At 62.7% G+C, this 18,416-nt stretch carries 14 protein-coding genes and 3 pseudogenes; 12 read left to right on the top strand and 5 right to left on the bottom strand.

What is annotated here, in order from left to right; all coding sequences use genetic code 11:
• Positions 1 to 137: 137 nt before the first annotated feature.
• The 11 genes from FQU74_RS02210 (at position 138) to FQU74_RS02160 (ending at position 12,832) form a co-directional block, all read left to right on the top strand.
• Positions 138 to 947 carry an ABC transporter substrate-binding protein gene (locus tag FQU74_RS02210; RefSeq protein ID WP_146284809.1) on the top strand — a complete coding sequence of 270 codons (810 nt, stop codon included), beginning with the start codon at positions 138 to 140 and terminating at the stop codon, positions 945 to 947.
• Positions 948 to 1,016: 69 nt separating this feature from the next.
• Positions 1,017 to 1,682 carry an amino acid ABC transporter permease gene (locus tag FQU74_RS02205; RefSeq protein ID WP_146284808.1) on the top strand — a complete coding sequence of 222 codons (666 nt, stop codon included), beginning with the start codon at positions 1,017 to 1,019 and terminating at the stop codon, positions 1,680 to 1,682.
• Between the two features lie 12 nt (positions 1,683 to 1,694).
• On the top strand, positions 1,695 to 2,348 hold the full coding sequence (locus tag FQU74_RS02200; RefSeq protein ID WP_146284807.1) for an amino acid ABC transporter permease: 654 nt from the start codon (positions 1,695 to 1,697) through the stop codon (positions 2,346 to 2,348).
• Positions 2,341 to 3,063 (top strand): amino acid ABC transporter ATP-binding protein, encoded by a 723-nt coding sequence (locus FQU74_RS02195; protein WP_146284806.1) that lies wholly within the window; start codon positions 2,341 to 2,343, stop codon positions 3,061 to 3,063. The genes FQU74_RS02200 and FQU74_RS02195 overlap by 8 nt, the downstream gene beginning before the upstream one ends.
• A 7-nt stretch (positions 3,064 to 3,070) precedes the next feature.
• Positions 3,071 to 4,315 carry an NAD(P)/FAD-dependent oxidoreductase gene (locus FQU74_RS02190; RefSeq protein WP_170246187.1) on the top strand — a complete coding sequence of 415 codons (1,245 nt, stop codon included), beginning with the start codon at positions 3,071 to 3,073 and terminating at the stop codon, positions 4,313 to 4,315.
• A 7-nt stretch (positions 4,316 to 4,322) separates the two neighbouring features.
• Positions 4,323 to 5,324 (top strand): 4-hydroxyproline epimerase, encoded by a 1,002-nt coding sequence (locus FQU74_RS02185; protein WP_146284805.1) that lies wholly within the window; start codon positions 4,323 to 4,325, stop codon positions 5,322 to 5,324.
• Positions 5,321 to 6,997 carry a cis-3-hydroxy-L-proline dehydratase gene (gene lhpI / locus FQU74_RS02180; protein WP_146284804.1) on the top strand — a complete coding sequence of 559 codons (1,677 nt, stop codon included), beginning with the start codon at positions 5,321 to 5,323 and terminating at the stop codon, positions 6,995 to 6,997. The genes FQU74_RS02185 and lhpI overlap by 4 nt, the downstream gene beginning before the upstream one ends.
• Before the next feature lie 6 nt (positions 6,998 to 7,003).
• Entirely contained in the window at positions 7,004 to 8,032 is a 1,029-nt protein-coding gene (locus tag FQU74_RS02175) for a trans-3-hydroxy-L-proline dehydratase (protein ID WP_146284803.1), read from the top strand.
• 271 nt (positions 8,033 to 8,303) lie between these two features.
• The gene (locus FQU74_RS02170) at positions 8,304 to 9,524 is read left to right on the top strand and encodes an MFS transporter (protein ID WP_146284802.1); all 1,221 of its coding nucleotides are present in this window, start codon (positions 8,304 to 8,306) and stop codon (positions 9,522 to 9,524) included.
• 460 nt (positions 9,525 to 9,984) lie between these two features.
• Positions 9,985 to 11,754, top strand: a complete 1,770-nt coding sequence (locus tag FQU74_RS02165; RefSeq protein ID WP_158635515.1) for an alginate export family protein — start codon at positions 9,985 to 9,987, stop codon at positions 11,752 to 11,754.
• Positions 11,755 to 11,782: 28 nt separating this feature from the next.
• Complete coding sequence (locus FQU74_RS02160; RefSeq protein WP_229704334.1) at positions 11,783 to 12,832, top strand: SDR family NAD(P)-dependent oxidoreductase; 1,050 nt, start codon at positions 11,783 to 11,785, stop codon at positions 12,830 to 12,832.
• A 29-nt stretch (positions 12,833 to 12,861) separates the two neighbouring features.
• On the opposite strand, the gene FQU74_RS02155 is transcribed toward FQU74_RS02160, so the two are convergent.
• Together FQU74_RS02155 and FQU74_RS02150 are read right to left on the bottom strand one after the other, a co-directional pair.
• A complete protein-coding gene (locus FQU74_RS02155) occupies positions 12,862 to 13,419 on the bottom strand; it encodes a helix-turn-helix domain-containing protein (RefSeq protein ID WP_146284800.1) in 558 nt (185 codons plus the stop codon).
• Positions 13,388 to 14,398, bottom strand: a complete 1,011-nt coding sequence (locus FQU74_RS02150; protein WP_146284799.1) for an SDR family NAD(P)-dependent oxidoreductase — start codon at positions 14,396 to 14,398, stop codon at positions 13,388 to 13,390. Before FQU74_RS02150 ends, FQU74_RS02155 begins: the two co-directional genes overlap by 32 nt.
• 259 nt (positions 14,399 to 14,657) lie before the next feature.
• Here FQU74_RS02150 and FQU74_RS19215 point away from each other — a divergent pair.
• A pseudogene (locus FQU74_RS19215) lies at positions 14,658 to 14,780 on the top strand (transposase); the annotation flags it as partial.
• A 45-nt stretch (positions 14,781 to 14,825) separates the two neighbouring features.
• Here the strand turns inward: FQU74_RS19215 and FQU74_RS19560 are convergent.
• From FQU74_RS19560 to FQU74_RS02135, 3 genes and pseudogenes are all read right to left on the bottom strand, one after another.
• A pseudogene (locus FQU74_RS19560) lies at positions 14,826 to 15,065 on the bottom strand (transposase); the annotation flags it as partial.
• A gap of 301 nt (positions 15,066 to 15,366) precedes the next feature.
• Entirely contained in the window at positions 15,367 to 17,220 is a 1,854-nt protein-coding gene (locus FQU74_RS02140; protein ID WP_146284797.1) for an OmpA family protein, read from the bottom strand.
• Positions 17,221 to 17,448: 228 nt separating this feature from the next.
• Positions 17,449 to 18,236 (bottom strand): annotated as a pseudogene (locus FQU74_RS02135) (IS5 family transposase).
• Between the last annotated feature and the right edge of the window lie 180 nt (positions 18,237 to 18,416).

Below are 18,416 nucleotides of genomic sequence, written 5' to 3'. Positions count from 1 at the left end.
TGCGATTGCATGGGGCATAGATAATCTTGGATACTTCTTGCATACTGGCTGTATTTAGAGATTGCTTTGTTGTGGTGCCGGTGGGATAGTCTTTGGTGAGTGACTCGTAACGTTCGACAATAAAAAGGGAGAGAGACATGAAGACTTCAGTTCTTGCCGCAGGCCTTCTGGCGGCCACCGCACTGGCGCTTCCGGCGCAGGCGGACAAGCTTGACGACATCATCGCCTCGGGCACGCTGCGCTGCGCTGTGGTGCTCGACTTCCCGCCGATGGGGTCGCGCGATGCCAGCAACAACCCGGTGGGCTTTGACGTCGACTACTGCAACGATCTGGCCGCCGCTCTTGGTGTGACCGCCGAGATCGTGGAAACCACCTTCCCCGAGCGGATCCCCTCGCTGATGTCCGGCCGCGTTGACATCGCGGTCGCTTCGACTTCGGACACGCTGGAGCGCGCCAAGACAGTCGGCTTCACCATCCCATACTACTCGTTCGAAAACGCTGTCGTCGCGAACGAGAAGATCGAGATGTCGACCTGGGAAGACATGAAGGGCAAGGTCGTGGGCGCCACCGCCGGCACCTATGAGGCGATCTGGCTTGAAGGCAAGGTCAAGGAATGGGGCGAGGGCGAGTTCCGTCCGTACCAGACGCAGGCTGATGTCTTCCTCGCGCTGAGCCAGGGCCAGCTTGATGCGACCGTGGCGACGGTCGAGGTATCCCAGGCCAATGTGAAGTCTGGCAACTACCCGGGCATCAAGATCGTGGACAAGACCCCGATGGTGCCGGATTATGTGGCCCTGATCACGCTTCGCGAAGAGTACGGCCTGATCAACTACATGAACCTGTTCATCAACCAGCAGGTCCGTACCGGTCGCTACAACGAGCTTTACAAGAAATGGGTCGGCGACGGCGAACCCGCCAGCCTGATCGTCGAGGGCGTCTATCGCTGATACCGGAACCGTGTGGCGACGCGGGACATGCGCCCGCGTCGCCACCGCCTTCCCTGACCAGAGGCGGCCATGTTCAACTATAATTTCCGCTGGAACCAGGCGCTAAGCTCACTTCCGCAGATGCTGGAAGGGGCGCTCGTCACCATCGAGATCGCCGTGCTGTCGATGGCTATCGGGATCACCGTCGCCATTCTGCTGACCCTGTTCCGCCTTTCGGGCAGTCGCCCGCTTTCCGCCATCGCAACCACCTGGGTCGAGATCGCGCGGAATACGCCCGCGCTGTTCCAGATCTATATGGTGCATTTCGGCCTTGGCGGCTTCGGCATCCACCTGTCACCCTATCTGTCGCTGCTGATCGGGATCGCGTTCAACAATGCGGGCTATCTGACCGAGAACTTCCGCGGCGCGCTGAAGGCCATCCCCGAGACACAGACCCGCGCCGCGCGGTCACTGGGGATGTCGCCGATCCAGGCCTTCCAGAATGTGATCCTGCCGCAGATGCTGCGCATTTCCTTCCTGCCCATGACGAACCAGATGGTCTGGGCCATCCTGATGACGTCGCTTGGCGCTGTCGTCGCAATGAACACCGACCTCTATGGTGTGACGAGCGAGCTGAATGCCCGCACCTTCCGGACCTTCGAGCTTTTCGCCATCGCTGCGGTCATCTTCTATGTGATCACCAAGGCGATCACCCTCTCGGCCCGCCTGCTTGCGGCGCGGCTCTTCCGGTATTGAGGGGGAAATCAGATGTTTGATACCGCACTGACCGCGAACGATCTGGTCTTCCTCGCCAAGGGCGCCGGGATGACGCTCCTTGTGACGGCGATCTCGGTTTTCTTCGGTACGATCCTCGGGATCTTGTTCGGGGTGATCCGTTATCAGATCGGCCCCTGGTGGGCGACGCCGATGACGCTTGTGCTGGATGTGTTCCGCTCCATCCCGCTGCTGATCCAGCTTGTTCTGGCGAATGCTTTCATCACGACCGTCCTCGGCCTGCGCATCTCGGGCTTTGCCGTGGCCTGCGGAGTGCTCTCACTCTACACCGCAGCCTATTGCGCCGAGATCGTGCGCGGCGGGATCGAGTCGGTGCCGCAGACCCTGCGCCGGGCCGCGCGATCGCTTGGCATGACCTGGGGGCAGGACATGACCTATGTCGTGCTGCCGCTGGCCACGCGTGTGGCCCTGCCCTCATGGATCGGGCTTGCGCTCGGGGTCATGAAGGACTCGGCCCTTGTCTATATCGTGCAGGTGGTGGAACTGCTGAAATCCACCCAGATCCTGATCACGCGCCTGCAGGAGCCACTGTTCCTGCTGATGATCTGCGGCCTGTTCTATTTCCTCATTTCCTTCCCAATCGCCCGGTTTGGCGGTTATCTGGAAAAACGGTGGTCCAATGATTGAGATCGAGAATGTCCGCAAATCCTTTGGCCCGCTCGAGGTGCTCAAGGGCATCAACCTGACGGTGGCCAAGGGCGAGGTGCTGACGGTGATCGGCGGCTCGGGGTCAGGGAAGTCAACGCTTCTGACCTGCATCAACGGGCTCGAACCCATCGACTCCGGCCGGATCCTCGTCGATGGTGTCGAGGTTCACGCCAAGACGACAGACCTGAACAAGCTGCGCCGCAAGATCGGCATCGTGTTCCAGCAATGGAACGCCTTCCCGCACCTGACGGTGCTGGAAAACGTGATGCTTGCACAGGTCAAGGTCTTGAAGCGCAGCAAGGCTGACGCCGAGGCCGAGGCGGTCAAGCAGCTGAACCACGTGGGTCTGGGCGAGAAGCTCAAGGTCTATCCGTCACGGCTTTCGGGCGGGCAGCAGCAGCGCATGGCCATTGCCCGCGCGCTGGCCATGTCGCCCGATTACATGCTGTTTGACGAGGTGACCTCGGCGCTGGACCCGCAGCTTGTGGGCGAGGTGCTGGATACGCTGCGGATGCTGGCATCCGAGGGGATGACCATGATCTGCGTCACGCATGAGATGAAGTTTGCGCGCGAGGTGTCTGACCGGGTGGCCTTCTTCCACAAGGGCGTGATGGCCGAGATTGCAGCGCCTGACCAGCTGTTCGGCGCTCCGAAAGACCCGGAGCTTCAGAAGTTCCTTGCCGCTACCCACTGAGGCCAAATTGGACCGGAATATTGATGTGATCGTGGTCGGCGCGGGTGTTGTCGGCCTGTCGGCCGCACTGGCCTTGCGGGCGCGGGGGCGAACCGTGACCGTGCTTGACCGCGAAGGGCCGGCTGCGGGGGCTTCGGCGGGGAATGCCGGCGCCTTTGCCTTTACCGACATCCTGCCGCTGGCCTCTCCGGGGATCCTGCGCAAGGCGCCCAAGTGGCTCCTCGACCCGCTCGGACCGCTGAGCGTGCCACCCGCCTATGCGCTGCGCATCGCGCCCTGGATGTATCGCTTCTGGCGGGCTTGCGCACCATCGCGGGTTGCAGCCTCGACCCGCGCACAGACGGCGCTGATGGATCTGTCCAAGGCCGAGCTGGAGCCGTTTCTTGCGGCAACAGGCTTGCTCGCGATGCTGCGCAAGGAAGGCAACCTGCAGGTCTATGAGACAGAGGCCGAGTTCCGCGCATCCTTGCCGGGCTGGCAGGCGCGGGCCGATCACGGGATCGACTTCCGCCATATGGACCCCGAAGAAATGGCCGAGGTTCAGCCCGGCCTTTCGCCCCGCTTCATCCGCGGCACCTTTACCCCCGGCTGGTACTCGATCACCGACCCCAAGGACTACACGCTCGCCCTGGCCGAACGTCTGCGCACACAGGGCGGCGAGGTGACCCAAGGCGAGGTCGTGGCCCTTACTCCCGATGACGCAGGCGTCACGCTGACGCTGGCCGACGGCCAGACACGGCGCGCGGCGCAGGTCGTGCTGGCGGCAGGCGCGCATTCCCATCTTCTGGCCCGCGGTATGGGTGAGCGTATCCCGCTGGAAACCGAGCGCGGCTACAACACCACCCTGCCCGGCGATGCCTTTGACCTGCGCACACAGATAACCTTTGGCGGGCATGGTTTTGTCATCACCCGGCTTGCCAGTGGCATCCGCGTGGGCGGCGCGGTCGAACTGGGCGGGCTGGATCTGCCGCCGAACTTCCGCCGGTCCGAGGCCATGCTCAAGAAGGCACAGAGCTTTCTTCCCGGGCTGCGCCCCACGGGTGGTGTTCAATGGATGGGCTTCCGCCCGTCGCTTCCCGACAGCCTGCCCGCCATCGGCAAGGCGCGCGCCACATCACGCGTGACCTACGCCTTTGGCCACGGCCATCTGGGCCTGACGCAATCCGCAGGCACTGCGCGGCTGGTGGCGGATCTGGTTACCGGAACGGCCCCCGCGATCGACATGACCCCCTTCTCGCCACAACGCTTCTGAGGCAATCATGGCAACCCATACCTTCTCCTGCATCGACGGCCACACCTGCGGCAACCCCGTCCGCCTCGTCGCCGGTGGCGGACCCCGTCTGGAGGGCGCCGACATGCTGGAGCGGCGCGCCCATTTCCTGCGCGAGTTCGACTGGATCCGCACCGGTCTGATGTTCGAGCCGCGTGGGCATGACATGATGTCGGGCTCGATCCTCTATCCGCCAACGCGGGCGGATTGCGACGTGGCGGTGCTGTTCATCGAAACCTCGGGCTGCCTGCCGATGTGCGGACATGGCACCATCGGCACGATCACCATGGGCATCGAAAACGGCCTGATCAGCCCCCGCGAACCGGGACGGTTGTCGATCGAGGCGCCAGCGGGCAAGGTGGATATCGCCTACCGCCAGGAGGGCCGCTTTGTCGAAGAGGTGCGGCTGACCAACGTCGCCTCCTTCCTTCACTCCGAAGGTCTGACGGCAGAGGTGGAGGGGCTGGGCGAAGTTGTGGTCGATGTGGCCTATGGCGGGAATTTCTACGCCATCGTCGAGCCGCAGAAGAACTTCCGCGACATGGCCGATTTCACGGCCGGAGAGCTGATCGGTTTCTCGCCAAAGCTGCGCGCGGCGCTGAACGCGAAGTATGACTTCGTTCACCCCGAGCATCCGGCGATCAACGGCCTGAGCCATATCCAGTGGACCGGCCAGCCGACTGTCCCCGGCGCCCATGCGCGCAACGCGGTCTTCTATGGCGACAAGGCAATCGACCGCAGCCCCTGCGGAACCGGCACTTCGGCCCGCATGGCGCAGCTGGCCGCCAAGGGCAAGCTGGCAGTAGGCGACGAGTTTCACCACGAGTCGATCATCGGCTCGATCTTCAAGGGCCGGGTAGAAGCCTCGGCAACCGTGGCGGGCCGCCCGGCCATCATCCCCTCCATTGCCGGTTGGGCGCGGATGACGGGGTACAACACCATCTTCATCGATGATCGCGACCCCTTTGCCCACGGGTTCGTGGTCAAATGACCGGGCACGCGCTGTCGATCCTGCCGGGCGCGGCTTCGGGCGAGATCATTGCCACGACCGAGCCGATCAGCTTCTGGGGCGGTGTTGACCCGGCCACGGGATGCGTGATCGATGTGCATCATCCGCTGGCGGGGAAAAGCCTTGTCGGGCGCATTCTCGTGATGCCTGGGACACGCGGGTCCTGTACCGGGTCGGGCGTATTGCTCGACATGGTTCTGAACCAGCGCGCGCCTGCGGCGCTGGTCTTTGCCGAACCAGAAGATGTGGTGACGCTTGGCGCGTTGATCGCGGCCGAGATGTTCGGCAAGACCCTGCCCGTCCTGCGCCTGACGCGTGATGCCTTTGACGCGCTGGCGCAGGCCGGCTCTGCCCGGATCGGGAGAGACACGATCGAGGCCGAGGGCGTGTTAATCCCGGTTCACCCGCCCGCCACCACAACGCTGGCGCTGACTGACACGGATAAGGCCATGCTGGCAGGGGCCGAGGGCGAGGCCGTGGCGCAGGCCATGCGCATCCTTTGTGCGATGGCGGCCAATCAGGGGGCCGAACGCCTGATCGATGTCACGCAGGGACATATCGACGGCTGCATCTACGCCAGCCCCGCAAATCTGACCTTTGCCGAGAAGATGGCCGACATGGGTGCGCGCGTGCGCATTCCCACGACGATGAACGCGATCTCTGTCGATCACGGGAACTGGCGGACGCAGGGCGTACCACCCAGTTTCGGGGGGCCGGCGCAGCGGCTTGCCGATGCCTATGTCCGGATGGGCTGCCAGCCCAGCTTCACCTGTTCGCCCTATCTGCTGGACACCGCCCCGCATGAGGGCGAGGCCATCGCCTGGGCGGAATCGAACGCGGTGATCTATGCAAATACCGTGCTCGGTGCCCGAACGGCCAAACATCCGGACTTTCTGGACCTCTGCATCGCAATGACCGGGCGCGCGCCGCTTGCCGGGGTCTATCTGGACGCCCCGCGCCAGGCGCGGCGGATCCTCGATGTGGAGCTGCCCGAGGCCATCGACGATGCCTTCTGGCCACTGATCGGCTGGCTTGCGGGCAAGGCCGCACCAGATCGCATCCCGTTGCTGCGCGGCCTCGCCGCGGCGAAACCCACGCCGGAAAACCTCAAGGCTGTCTGCGCGGCCTTTGGCACCACCTCTGCCGCCCCCATGCTGCACGTCGAAGGCGTGACGCCCGAGGCACACCGGATCGCCGCCGATGCGGATCATGCCTGCATCACCCGCGCCGACATGGTTGCTGGGTGGCAGGTCCTGAACGCAGGTCCCGATACGGTCGAGCTTGTTGCCATCGGCAGCCCCCATGCCTCTGCCGAGGAATGCCGGGCTCTGGCCGATGCCCTTGACGGGCGCAGGGTTGCGATCCCGACCATCGTAACCGCCGGCCGCGCCGTGATGGAAAACATGCGCGCCGAGGGTACGCTTGCCAGACTGGAGGCAGATGGTGTGCAAGTGCTGCCGGACCTTTGCTGGTGTTCGATCTCGGAGCCGGTCTTTCCGCCGGCAACCCGTGCATTGATGACGAACTCGGGGAAATACGCCCACTACGGGCCCGGCCTTTCGGGCCGCGCCATCCGGTTTGGCGGGCTTGCCGCCTGCGCCGAGGCTGCGATCACGGGGAAAGCGCCCCATGCGCTTCCACACTGGCTGGAGTAATCTGCCATGCGCTCGACCAAGACGATCCATGTGATTTCCGCCCATGCCGAGGGCGAGGTTGGCGATGTCATCGTGGGCGGTGTCACCCCTCCGCCGGGCGATACGGTCTGGGAGCAGTCGCGCTGGATTGCGCGTGATCAGACCCTGCGCAATTTCGTTCTGAACGAGCCACGCGGCGGGGTCTTTCGCCATGTCAACCTGCTGGTCCCGCCGAAGCATCCCGATGCAGATGCGGCCTTCATCATCATGGAACCGGAGGACACGCCCCCCATGTCGGGGTCGAACTCGATCTGCGTCTCTACTGTATTGCTGGACAGCGGCATCCTGCCCATGACCGAGCCCGAAACGCATATCACGCTCGAGGCACCGGGCGGGCTTGTGCGCGTGCGCGCCGAGTGCCGCAACGGCAAGGCCGAGCGGATCTTCGTGCAAAACCTTGCAAGTTTCGCGTCAACGCTCGACGCCCGGATTGAGGTCGAAGGGCTGGGCAGCCTTCAGGTCGACACAGCCTATGGCGGCGACAGCTTCGTGTTCGTCGACGCCCCGTCTCTCGGTTTCTCACTGACCCAGGACGAAGCGCATGACATCGCGACGCTTGGCGTGCGGATCACCAATGCCGCGACCGAACAGCTTGGATTTCACCACCCGGAAAACCCGGACTGGCGGCACGTTTCGTTCTGCCTGTTTGCCGGGGCGGTCGAGCGTGCTGGCAATGAACTGCGCGCCAAAGCGGCCGTCGCCATCCAGCCGGGCAAGGTGGACCGATCTCCCACGGGCACAGCACTCTCCGCCCGAATGGCTGTGCTGCACGCGCGTGGCCAGATGGGGACGGAAGACCGCCTGACCGCCGAGTCCCTGATCGGTTCCACCTTCGCTGGGCGCATCGTCGGGACGACCACCGTCGGCGGCAAACCTGCGATCCTGCCGGAGATCTCGGGACGGGGCTGGATTACCGGCATCCACCAACACATGCTGGACCCCGATGATCCCTGGCCAGAAGGCTACAAGCTGAGCGACACCTGGGGCGCGCGTTAGGCTCAGGCTGCTGAGATCCCTTGCTCTCATTCAGCTGAAACCGGCACAGGTGGTTGAATTTGGTACGGTTGCGGTGTGGGAGCAACGGGCGAGCGGCGGATCGTTCTCGTCCGGGACATCCGGTCGCCCATTTCGGTGAGTTTGGCGGCGTATGTTGCGCGTGACAGACAGCCAAACTGCTGGGCAAGAAACGCACCTGACCCCGATTATAGGCACGATCCCGGGCCTGCCCGATTGACTTTGCGCCGCCGTAGGTCAGGATGTCGGTCCAATGAAGGTGTATCCACGCGTCAGTCTCTATGCGCTTATGCTGGCGGCGGCTGGCATCCCGCTCTATATCCACGTGCCGCGGTTCGCATCGACCGAGCTTGGAATATCGCTCGCCACGATCGGCACCCTTCTGCTTGTCATTCGTCTGGTCGATCTGGTGCAGGACCCATTGATCGGCTGGGCGATTGACCGTTGGCCGCGCGCGCAAGGCCTGTTTGCAATGAGTGCGGCTGCGGGGTTGGCGGTTGGCTTTCCCATTCTGTTCAACCTCGGCCCTGGACCATCGGTCGCCGTGCAGCTTCTGGCCACGCTGGTGCTGTTGTTCACAGCCTACAGCCTCGGGTCGATCCTGCTCTATGGGCGCAGCGCCACGCTGGCGCTCCGGCCCGAGCCCGCGGAACTGATGGTACTGGCAGGCTGGCGCGAAAGCGGAATGTTGGCCGGCGTGGTCACGGCGTCGGTTGCGCCATCGATATTCTACGGGCTTGGTGCAGGCGGTCAGGGCTACCCGGCCTTTGGCCTGCTGCTTGGCGCAATCGCGGTGGTGACTGCCCTTGTAACCCGGCCAATCTGGCAGAGGCCTCCTTTGGCCGGTGAACCGCTATCGGCCTCCGGGCTGGTCCGCTCGGGCGCTCTCCGCCTTCTGGCGATCGCCCTGGTCAACAGCCTGCCTGTGGCGATCACCTCGACGCTGTTCCTGTTCTTCGTCGAAGACCGACTGAAACTCGCGGGCTGGTCCGGACCGCTGCTTGTTCTGTTTTTTCTGTCGGCAGGAGTCAGCGTGCCGCTTTGGACCAGATTGAGCGGAAGGATCGGGGCGAAAGCGACCCTGCTGTTGGCCATGCCTCTGGCGATTCTCGGCTTTGTCGGCGCAGCCCTGCTTGAGCCGGGCAGCTTGATCGGATTTGGGGCGATCTGTGCGGCATCCGGCGTGGCGTTGGGCGCCGATATGGTCATCCTGCCCGCCATGTTCTCGGTTGCGCTCAGCAGGGCCGGGCTCAACGCATCGGTTGCCTTCGGCATCTGGTCTTTCGCGGGCAAGCTTGGGCTGGCGCTGGCGGCCTTCATGGTTCTGCCGCTCTTGGCCCGGAACGGCTTCGTTCCGGGCCAGCCCAATGGCCCCGAAGCCCTGTCCAGTCTTGCCTTCGCTTATGCGCTTTTGCCCTGTGGCCTTAAGATTCTGGCGATCATTCTGGTGTTGAGGTTGCCGAAAGAGGGCTGACCCACTTCTGGCAAGCACTGCCCGCGTCTGGCCCAGAGTATCCTGTCCTCAAAGCGGTCGAGCCCCCGGAAGACCTTGCCCGATATCACGAAGGAGGACGATCCGAAGCCCCCTCGTGCATAGCCCCCGCAGTGTTTGCGGCAAGATCGCTCTCTATCCGCGTGGTGTTGTTTTTTCCGCTGACCTGCCCCTGAAAAGTCATCCGGCTTTCCCAAAGGCAAGCCCATCAACATACTGGTGATTATGACCAGCGACCGCGCGAACGGTTCTCTCCACATCGGGCAACTTGCGGGATCACTTCGCTACCGGCTGCTCGCCACCTTTGCCAAAGGCAGGCCCACATCCTTGTTGATGCCCATTCTGGGTAGTAACGCCACCGCGAAGGCGCACTCTCGAGTTGCTGTCGGCTGATGTCGATGTAGTTACTATGCGCATGAGGATTGCCGCGAGGGACTCGCACATGCGGAGCCGACCAGCATTCACCAGTCGCGCCGGAAACGGATCGAAGGCCTTTGCGCGCTGTCTCGCAGCCATTGTCGCGATTGTTACGATCACCACGTCGCCAGCCTTCTCACAGTCCTACGTCGGCGACCCGTTCGAGGACCGACCGGTCGGCACCGTCAGCGTCACGATTGCCAATCCGTCCGGGGATGCCGCACTGAACAACCGCGTTGTCGACAGCGTCCGTCGATCGTTGGCGCTGTTTCCGGGCTCGGCCTTCTCGCGTGACCGCGCGAACGCCGCCGTAGGCCAGGCCCGTCGCAACCCGGAGATCGCCGATATTGCCTATGACCTTGCCCCCGGCGCGGCAGGCAGTCTGGATGTCTCTGTCACCGTCACCCTGACCGATGACGCCAATCAAAAAGTGGCGAAGGGGTATTTCCTGACGGGCGATCGTGACGATCTGCCTCTGCTCTATGACCGCAACGGCACCATCCTTCGCTACAAGCTGGACGTCCTGACCCTTTACTACGCCAACAACAACGCATGGTATGGCCGCCCTGACCTGATGCTGGCGGGCAACCCGCTGGTATCCGGATCGCCCGCCGGGGCTGGGTGGGATCAGTGGGGGGAGGCCTATCTGCACTATGGGCTATACGGGATCACCCCGCTGTCAGACACGTTCTTCGTCTATGGTGGGCTGAGCGCCATCTCTGCGACATCGCGCGGGCAAGAGCTTTTCACTGACGAAGCGCGCACCTACACCGGGGTCGAGGATGCCTATGCAGGCTTTGTCACCGGCAACACCGATGAGGCCGGCAACCGGCTGACCTTCAACCTCTCTGCCGGGCGGCAGCGGTTCACGCTGGCCAATGCATTTCTGATTGCGAACACCGCCGCCAACGGCTCGGAACGCGCTGCACTGCAGGCCAACGCGCGTTGGTCGTCCGATATGCTGGTCCTCGGCCAGATCGGCTGGAACAGCACAAAATTTGAAGCCTTCTATGTCGACCCGGATGAGCTGCCGATCATTGACAGCGACACCGTCATAACCGGGGTCAACGTCGAATCCGTGGTTCGACCCGGGCTTCTGGTCGGGGCAAGCTACCTGACTGTGCCACAATCGACGCAGCAGTATTTCAGTCCCACTGGCGGCATCGCCGGCACGCGTGAGGGGTTGAACCTCTGGGATCTTCGCTTCACCTACAGTCAGCCTGCGGGCACCTCGGGGTTCTTCGGAGGGGCAGAAGTCGCCCGTCAGACCAACGACAATTTCGACATGGACGCATGGGCCGGCTATGCCGAGCTTGGCTATTCATTTGCCGAGGCGAAGTGGACGCCCGCAGTCAGCTACCGGCTGTCCTACTTTTCAGGTGATGACCCGGCCACCGCAGCCTATGAGAGGTGGGATCCGCTTCTGTCTGGTGGCAATGGCGAGCAGTGGGTGCAGGGCGCGAACCATTTCAAGGTGGTGCAGGACAGCAATGTCATCGCGCATCGCCTGCAGGCCCGCCTGCGCGTCACACCAAAAGTCGAGGTGGTGCCGCAACTCTGGGCCTTCTACGCCGATCAAACCAACAACATTGGCGGCAACCCGGCGCTGACCTTCATGTCGGACGACGAATACGGCTACGAGGCCAATGTCACGGTGAAATGGTTCGCCAGCCGGAACACCTATGTTCACGGCCATATTGCCTACACCGTGCCCGGTCAGGCCGTGACCGACGCTTTGGGGGGCACCGCAAAAGACTGGCTTAGCGCAATGGTCTTTGTCCGCTACGCCTTCTGACATTGTCCCAGTCGCAAGGAGATTTTCCATGGTGGAACGCCGCGAGATCCTGAAGGGGATAGGAATTGCCGCTGCCGCTGCGGCCACCGTATCGTCCGCCACCGACGACGCGAAAGCACAGGCCCTGGCCCCGACCGGCCCCATGGCAACGCCGTGGAACCCCGCCGACCCGCAGATCCCCGGCCGAATGAACGTCGAGCCCGTGCCCGATGACTATTTCATCCCCGGCCGCTTTTCCGGCAAGACCATAATTGTCACAGGCTCGGCCCGCGGCATGGGCGAGGTAGCCGCTCGCCGTCTGGCGAAGGAAGGCGCAAACGTGGTCGGTGTCGATATACTCGAGGATCTTGGTGCCTCGGTGATCGACGACATCAAGGCTCAGGGCGGCAGCGCCACCTTCCTTGGCGGTGACATTGCCGAGAACGCTGTCTGCGAAGAGATGGTGAGGCTTGCGGTCTCGGCCTATGGCGGGCTGGATGGTGCGATCAACAATGCGGGCGTCATGGATGCCCTCTTTCCCGACGAACCCATCGATTACGTCAATCAGAAGGACCGCGTGATGGCGCGGATCGACGAGGCGGGCGATGCGTATTGGGACCGCGTGGTCAGGGTGAACGTCTATGGGACGTTCTATTCGCTTCGACATGAGATCCGGCAGATGATCGCCCAGAACCGCGGCGGCGCGATCGTCAACGTGGCCTCGGTCGCCGGAATCCGGGGCTTCGGCGGTACGGCGCCATATGTCGCGTCAAAGCACGCGGTGCAAGGGTTGACCAAGACCGCCGCCATCGACTGCGCGGCCTACGGCATCCGTGTAAATTCGGTCGGGATGGGAACGACCCTGACCCCGATGTTTGAGCGCGCCTACGAGATCATCGGACAACGACGGGAGACCGGCTTTGCCGACACCGGTATCGGCCTTTACAAGAGCATGAGCCTTCTTCAGTTCAGCGACCAGCAAAAGCGCGGCTCCACTGCGGCCGAGCAGGTGGCGATCATGCTGTTCCTTCTATCACAGGAAGCGTCGAACATTACCGGCTCCACATACAACACCGATGGCGGCTTCACGGTGTTCTGATTGCGCTGGTGACGCAGGGCAAAGCAGGCTTACACGCTCTTCATCGCGCAAGCGCCAGCGTCGGACGAAGGCGCTTGCCTGTCGAGCAGCAGGGGCATGAGTGCTGTCATCAACTTTCCAAGTCGCTCGAGCCCGCGCCGGTCCAGATCGCCAAGGTCAATCCGCGCGGTGGCATAATCGAGCGACCCGGCCAGCCCCCAGCCTCGCGCCGGGTCTTGTGTCACCCACCCCCGCGCGGCAAGCCCTTTCAACTTGCGACGCACGGACTCGCGCGGGATGCCTGTTACATCCGAGAGCCGCAGAGCCGACATCCAGATCCGTTCGGCAGCCGCAGCATCTCCTGCATCGCGGTCGCGCCGCGCCTGCAGAAAGCGTTGCCCCATGACCGCCAGCAGCATCAGGTCATCGAAATCGCCGCCAAGCGTCTTGCGGCAATCGATCAGGTGCTCGGTCAGAAACTGGACATAGTGGTACTGCACGGTCGGGTAATTTGCCTCAAGCACAGCAGATACAGCACCGCGCGCGGTCTCTGGCGTCGCGCTGTCGCCAGAAGCGTCAGTAGGTCGTCCAGCCGCCATCCGTGGCATAAAGCGCCCCCGTGAAGTTTGAGGCTTCAGGAGACAGCAGAAACAGCATCATGGCAACCTGTTCGGCCACTGTTGAAGGCCGATTGGCGCTGTCGGCATAGGCAAGAAGGCTTTGAGTCTTGACCCGGCCCATGGTTGGCCCCTGGACCTCTGCCATCGAGGCGGCCACCATTGCCCCCGCCCGAGCGATCATCGGCGTGTCCGTTGCGGCCATGTTGACCGAGTTCACGCGGATGCCATAGGGCGCGTAGTCCACTGCCGCGTTGCGGGTCATGCCGTTGACGGCATGCTTTGTCGTGACATAGGCCGGGTTGCCGGCAAGCCCGGTCAGCCCGGCGATCGAGCCGACGTTGACGATGGCCCCGCCGCGGCCCTGGGCGACCATCTGCTTCAGTTCCGCCCGCAGGTTGCGCCAGGTGCCGGTAATGTTTGTGCGGATCACGCCCTCCCAATAGGCATCGGTACTTTCATGCAGGCGCGCGAATACCAGGTCCTTCTGGCTGGCATAGTCTGGCGGATCACCCGGAAATGCCCCGTCCATCACCCCGGCATTGTTGATCGCAAGATCAAGCCCACCGAAATTGTCCACCGCCGCGGCGATCATCCTGGTTGAGGTGTCCTCGTCTGCAATGTCGCCGGCCACGAACACTGCCTTGCCGCCCTCGGCCACGATGGCGTCGATCACCGATTGCCCAAGGTCGCCCAGGATGTCGACGCCGACGACATTCGCCCCCTCACGCGCCGCGCGGATGGCTGCCCCGGCACCCAAACCCCGGGCCGAGCCGGTTACAATCATCGTCTTGCCCGTGAACCTGCCAGGCACGAAATAGGCCGGGTCGACCGGCGGAATGTCGATCACACCAACACCCTTGGTGCCCTGCGCCGATGCGGGGGTGACCCCGCCGCCCATGATGCCACCCAGCGTTGCTGCAGTCGTCGCTGTCAAGGCTGCAGCTTTCAGCACATCGCGCCGTTCCATCTGCTTCTCCCATGGATTTTCTTTGCCAAAGCGTAAAGGCCATCCACCAGACCACAAGAGAGTGTGTGCCCATTTTGGGTATCTGGCACCGTAGCCGTTTGCTCCAAGGCACCACCCCCCTGAGGTATTGATGTCGTGGGTTCAACGTAATGACTGGTCGGCATGTGCCGACCTACACCACCTGCGTTTCACCCCGGAACTGAATAGCCCCATGTTTCTTGGGGGTCTTCTTTGCTGACTGTGAGGCAAGGAGGCCATGATGGGCACCGGCAATTTCAGCGACGATTTCAAGCGTGATGCGGTTGCGCAGATCACCGATCGGGGCTTCCCGATCAAAGAGGTGTCGGAACGCTTGGGGGTGAGTTTGCACTCGCTCTTTGCCTAGAAGCGCAAGTTTGCGAAGGCAACCTCGGGTGATGCCGATAAAGATGTCACGCTCCTGCTTCAGGACCGCATTGTCCTGCCGCAGCCTCATCAACTTGTCATGGACATCGACCGGTGCCTCACTCGGCTCAGATGCATCGCGCTCCTGAACAAGCCATCGCGTCAGCGTCGACAGCCCGATGCCCAGATCCTCCGCGATCTCCCGCCGCGTCCGGCCGCTGGTCTGTGCCAGCCGCACCGCTTCACGCCGAAACTCCGGCGTCGGCCTGTCCCCGTTTCCCATAGACCACCTCCTGGTCCCTCAGTTGGTGCTCTCCACTTTTCCCGGGCAAGTCCACTACAACCCGAAGCGCAAGCATGCGCGGAACGGGAGCCTTTCGCCTGCTGAGTTCTAACGGCGGCAGATGATGAGACACGAAGGCGTCTAGAAAACCCGGGGCTATTCACAGGCCAATCGACGGCAGCCGTCAAACCAATTAAGGGAGCCGCAAGTGCATTGACCCAAACATGCCCCACAGAACATAATTGAAGGGTGGGTCAGTTCTCAGCGGCAATCACACATCCTGCCGCCAGTGTGCAGCGCATCAATAGCGATACAGAAGCCGCGTGATGCGGCGGACAGCCACGCGACGGTTCACCCTTTCAGCCTCCTGGGTAGGAACCCGCAGAAAGCTCTCGCCATAGCCCTGAACGACCATGTTTTCGGCGGGAACCCCGAAATACTCGCTGAAGGCGAGCGCCACCGACTCTGCCCTCCGATCCGACAGAAGCAGGTTATAACTCGCGCTTCCCATCGCATCGGTATGGCCTTCGACGAGGAACAACTCGGTCGGATCCTTTGTGATCAGTTCGCGCATCAACAGACCCATCTGTCGCAGTTGTTCTGCCTGCGATGGCTGAAGAGCGGCAGAGTTCGTTGCGAAAGTGATGGACTGCAGGTTGATCACAGGCGCCAGTGCGCGCACTTCGGCATATTCCCGCACTTGGCGCAGGCTGAAACTGCGGCCGATGTCGCGCCTCTCGGCAGCAAGCAGTGCTAGGCGCAGGCTTTCTGCGTCGGATGCCTCCCGATAATCGTAAGCGTCCTGGGCAGGACTGGGCAACTCCTCGACGGTCACGGGCTCGAAGGTGCGTGTGTCGTCGATCAAAAGATACTCGCGCCCGTCCGGCTCGATGCGCATGCGGCGCAGCGCGCGTCCCGAGGAATCGCGGATGGTGACGATCCGGGTGCCATCGGCACGCGTAACAGTGGTACGGGTCGAACCATCGTTGAAGCGTTCCGTGCGCACCTTTGATCCCGGCTGGCGAAGCAGAGCATCGTCATCCTTCAGAACCCGGAAGGATCCGTCGTCCTCCTGCACGATCACCCGATCGCCGGTGTTGGTTTCCACCCGCTGACCGTTGGACAGGATCGCCCCGACCGCTACGGCGCCTAGGAAAATCAGGCCCGCCTTTTCAAGATCGCTCAGTCCGGTGTCGGGTTGCGCCTTGGCCGCAACGGTCGCATTACCGTCGCCGGCCTCCTTGCCCGCTGTTTCCTCAACCGGGTCGCTATGGCCGAATTCCTCGCTGCTGGAGCGGTGCTTGCTCTCTGTGACGGTCTCGGTGATTACCTCGGCCTGCTCCTCGGTCCCGGCATCAGACCCGACCGCAATCGCTGCCATAGCGTCGGACGTCAGCGCATCTACGCAGCGGATTGTTCCGTCCGCATCGATGACCTGGGCCGGACAGTCGTCCGCACCTGCCGCAGGAGCGGGTTGTTCAGATTCTGCGGCGGCAGTGTCCTCTACGGTTTGTTGGTCACCAGCAACGGATTCTGCTTCTGTCCCAGCCTTGGCATCCGCCATATCCTCGGCCTCGGACTGGGCCTCGGACTGGGCTTGCTCAGTCGTGTCAGCCGCGACCTTGGCATCCACCTGGGCCTTAGCAAATGCGGCAGCTTTCGCCCGTGCTTGCGCCTCGCCGTCCGCGGCTTGTTCAGCCGCTTGTGCCTGGGCCGCAAGCAATTCGGCGGTTTCAGTCGCCACCTTGGCCTGGGCTGCGGCGACATCCGCCTCGCGGGCGAGCCTCGCTGCCACTGCCTTGGCCTTACCTTTTTCAGCGCCCTTGGTCTCCTTCGCCAGTTTTCCCGCTGCCTTGGCTTCGATCGCGGCCTGTCCAGCCTTGTCGGTCGCTGCTCGGGCTTTGAGTTCGGCCTTTGCCTTAAGGTCGCGGATCAGGGCTGCGCAGGCGCGCGGATCTGCAATCATTGCCTCGGCACAAATTTCTTCGAACGAACGGGCCTCGACACGGTCGCGGCGCTCTTTCCGATCCGACATCGCTCCGTTTTCGTTATCGTTGGCGCCCTTAAGGACCTGTGTCGAAGCCGGCACCGGTTGCATCAGCGACAACACCGCGAGCATTGCCGTGGTAGTCTTGCGCGATTTGGAAGTCATCATCTGGGGCTTCCTTCAATGTTGCGCCTCTCTGGAGACCATTTGGTCATCCTGGTGGGCCTTGCACTACCTCTGGTACGGACACGGCGCGTTCATGCGTCCAGGCACCGCATGAGGACTGAAAACAAAAGCTGACTTGATTATCCCAATAGCCGGGAACGCCTTCCTCAAGGCTGATCTGAGTTAGCCTTCTGGGCCATTTTGTCGGTCGCGGTTCATCCCGCCACCAGGTCATGTTGACAAATGGTGTAGCCACAGGCGGATGGAAGTGATGTCGATGAAGCCCAGGAAGCTCTCGGCGGTCTTGTCGTAGACGGTTGCGACGCGGCGGGCGTTTTCCAGCTTGTTGAAGCGGCGCTCGACCAAGTTGCGCAATCGGTAGAGGGAGCGATCCACGGTGACGCGCAGCTTTGGGGACTTGCGCATCGGGATGACCGGCACGCCGTTTCGCGCATCCATGGTTTCTCGAACCTTGGCAGAGTCATAGCCGCAATTCGCCAGCAGGACGCAGGGCTCTGGCAGGTTGTTGTCCATGACCAAGTCGAAGCCCAGATAGTCCGACGTCTGGCCCGGCGTGATGGTCGATCTCATGGGCAGGCCCGCAGCTTTGACGCGAAGGTGGATCTTGGTCGTGAAGCCACCACGCGAACGGCCGAGACCTTGTCGCGGAGGCCCCCTTTAGCGGCCGCTGCCTGATGATGAGCGCGGACCATAGTGCTGTCGATCATCTGGAGCCTGTCCGGGACCAGCGCGCTCTCGTTCAGGGCCTTCAGTATCCCCTCCCAGAACCCGGCCAGCGTCTAGCGTCGGAACTGGCGATAGATCGACGACCACTTTCCGAATTCCTCCGGCAGGTCACGCCACGGCGAACCGATGCGTGCAACCCTGAAAATCCCATCCAGAACAAGCCGATGGTTCATGGGTTTGCGCCCGTTCAGGGCTCGGATCGCCAGGTTGAAGCGCTCGTGAAACGCCCACTCAACGTCCGACATCAGGGCTCGTGCCAAGCTGGTCCCCATCACAGATACCAGCTTGAATCACGTTCTGACCGCCCTGTGAATCCCTTTTGTCCAACACGGCCTAACCGCGATCAGGGCGTGCCCCGCCTCCAGTCTGTGATCAGTTCCGTCGGCTCAGGCCCTGATCTCGACGAAGCGCAAGGGGGTAATCTCGGACGCCGACAGGCGGTCAGTTTTGCA

Origin of the sequence: Gemmobacter aquaticus (assembly GCF_007859075.1) — a bacterium.
GTDB lineage: Bacteria > Pseudomonadota > Alphaproteobacteria > Rhodobacterales > Rhodobacteraceae > Gemmobacter > Gemmobacter aquaticus.
Note: the sequence above shows the minus strand (reverse complement) of the source record. Positions and strands in the feature narration are given on the sequence as shown.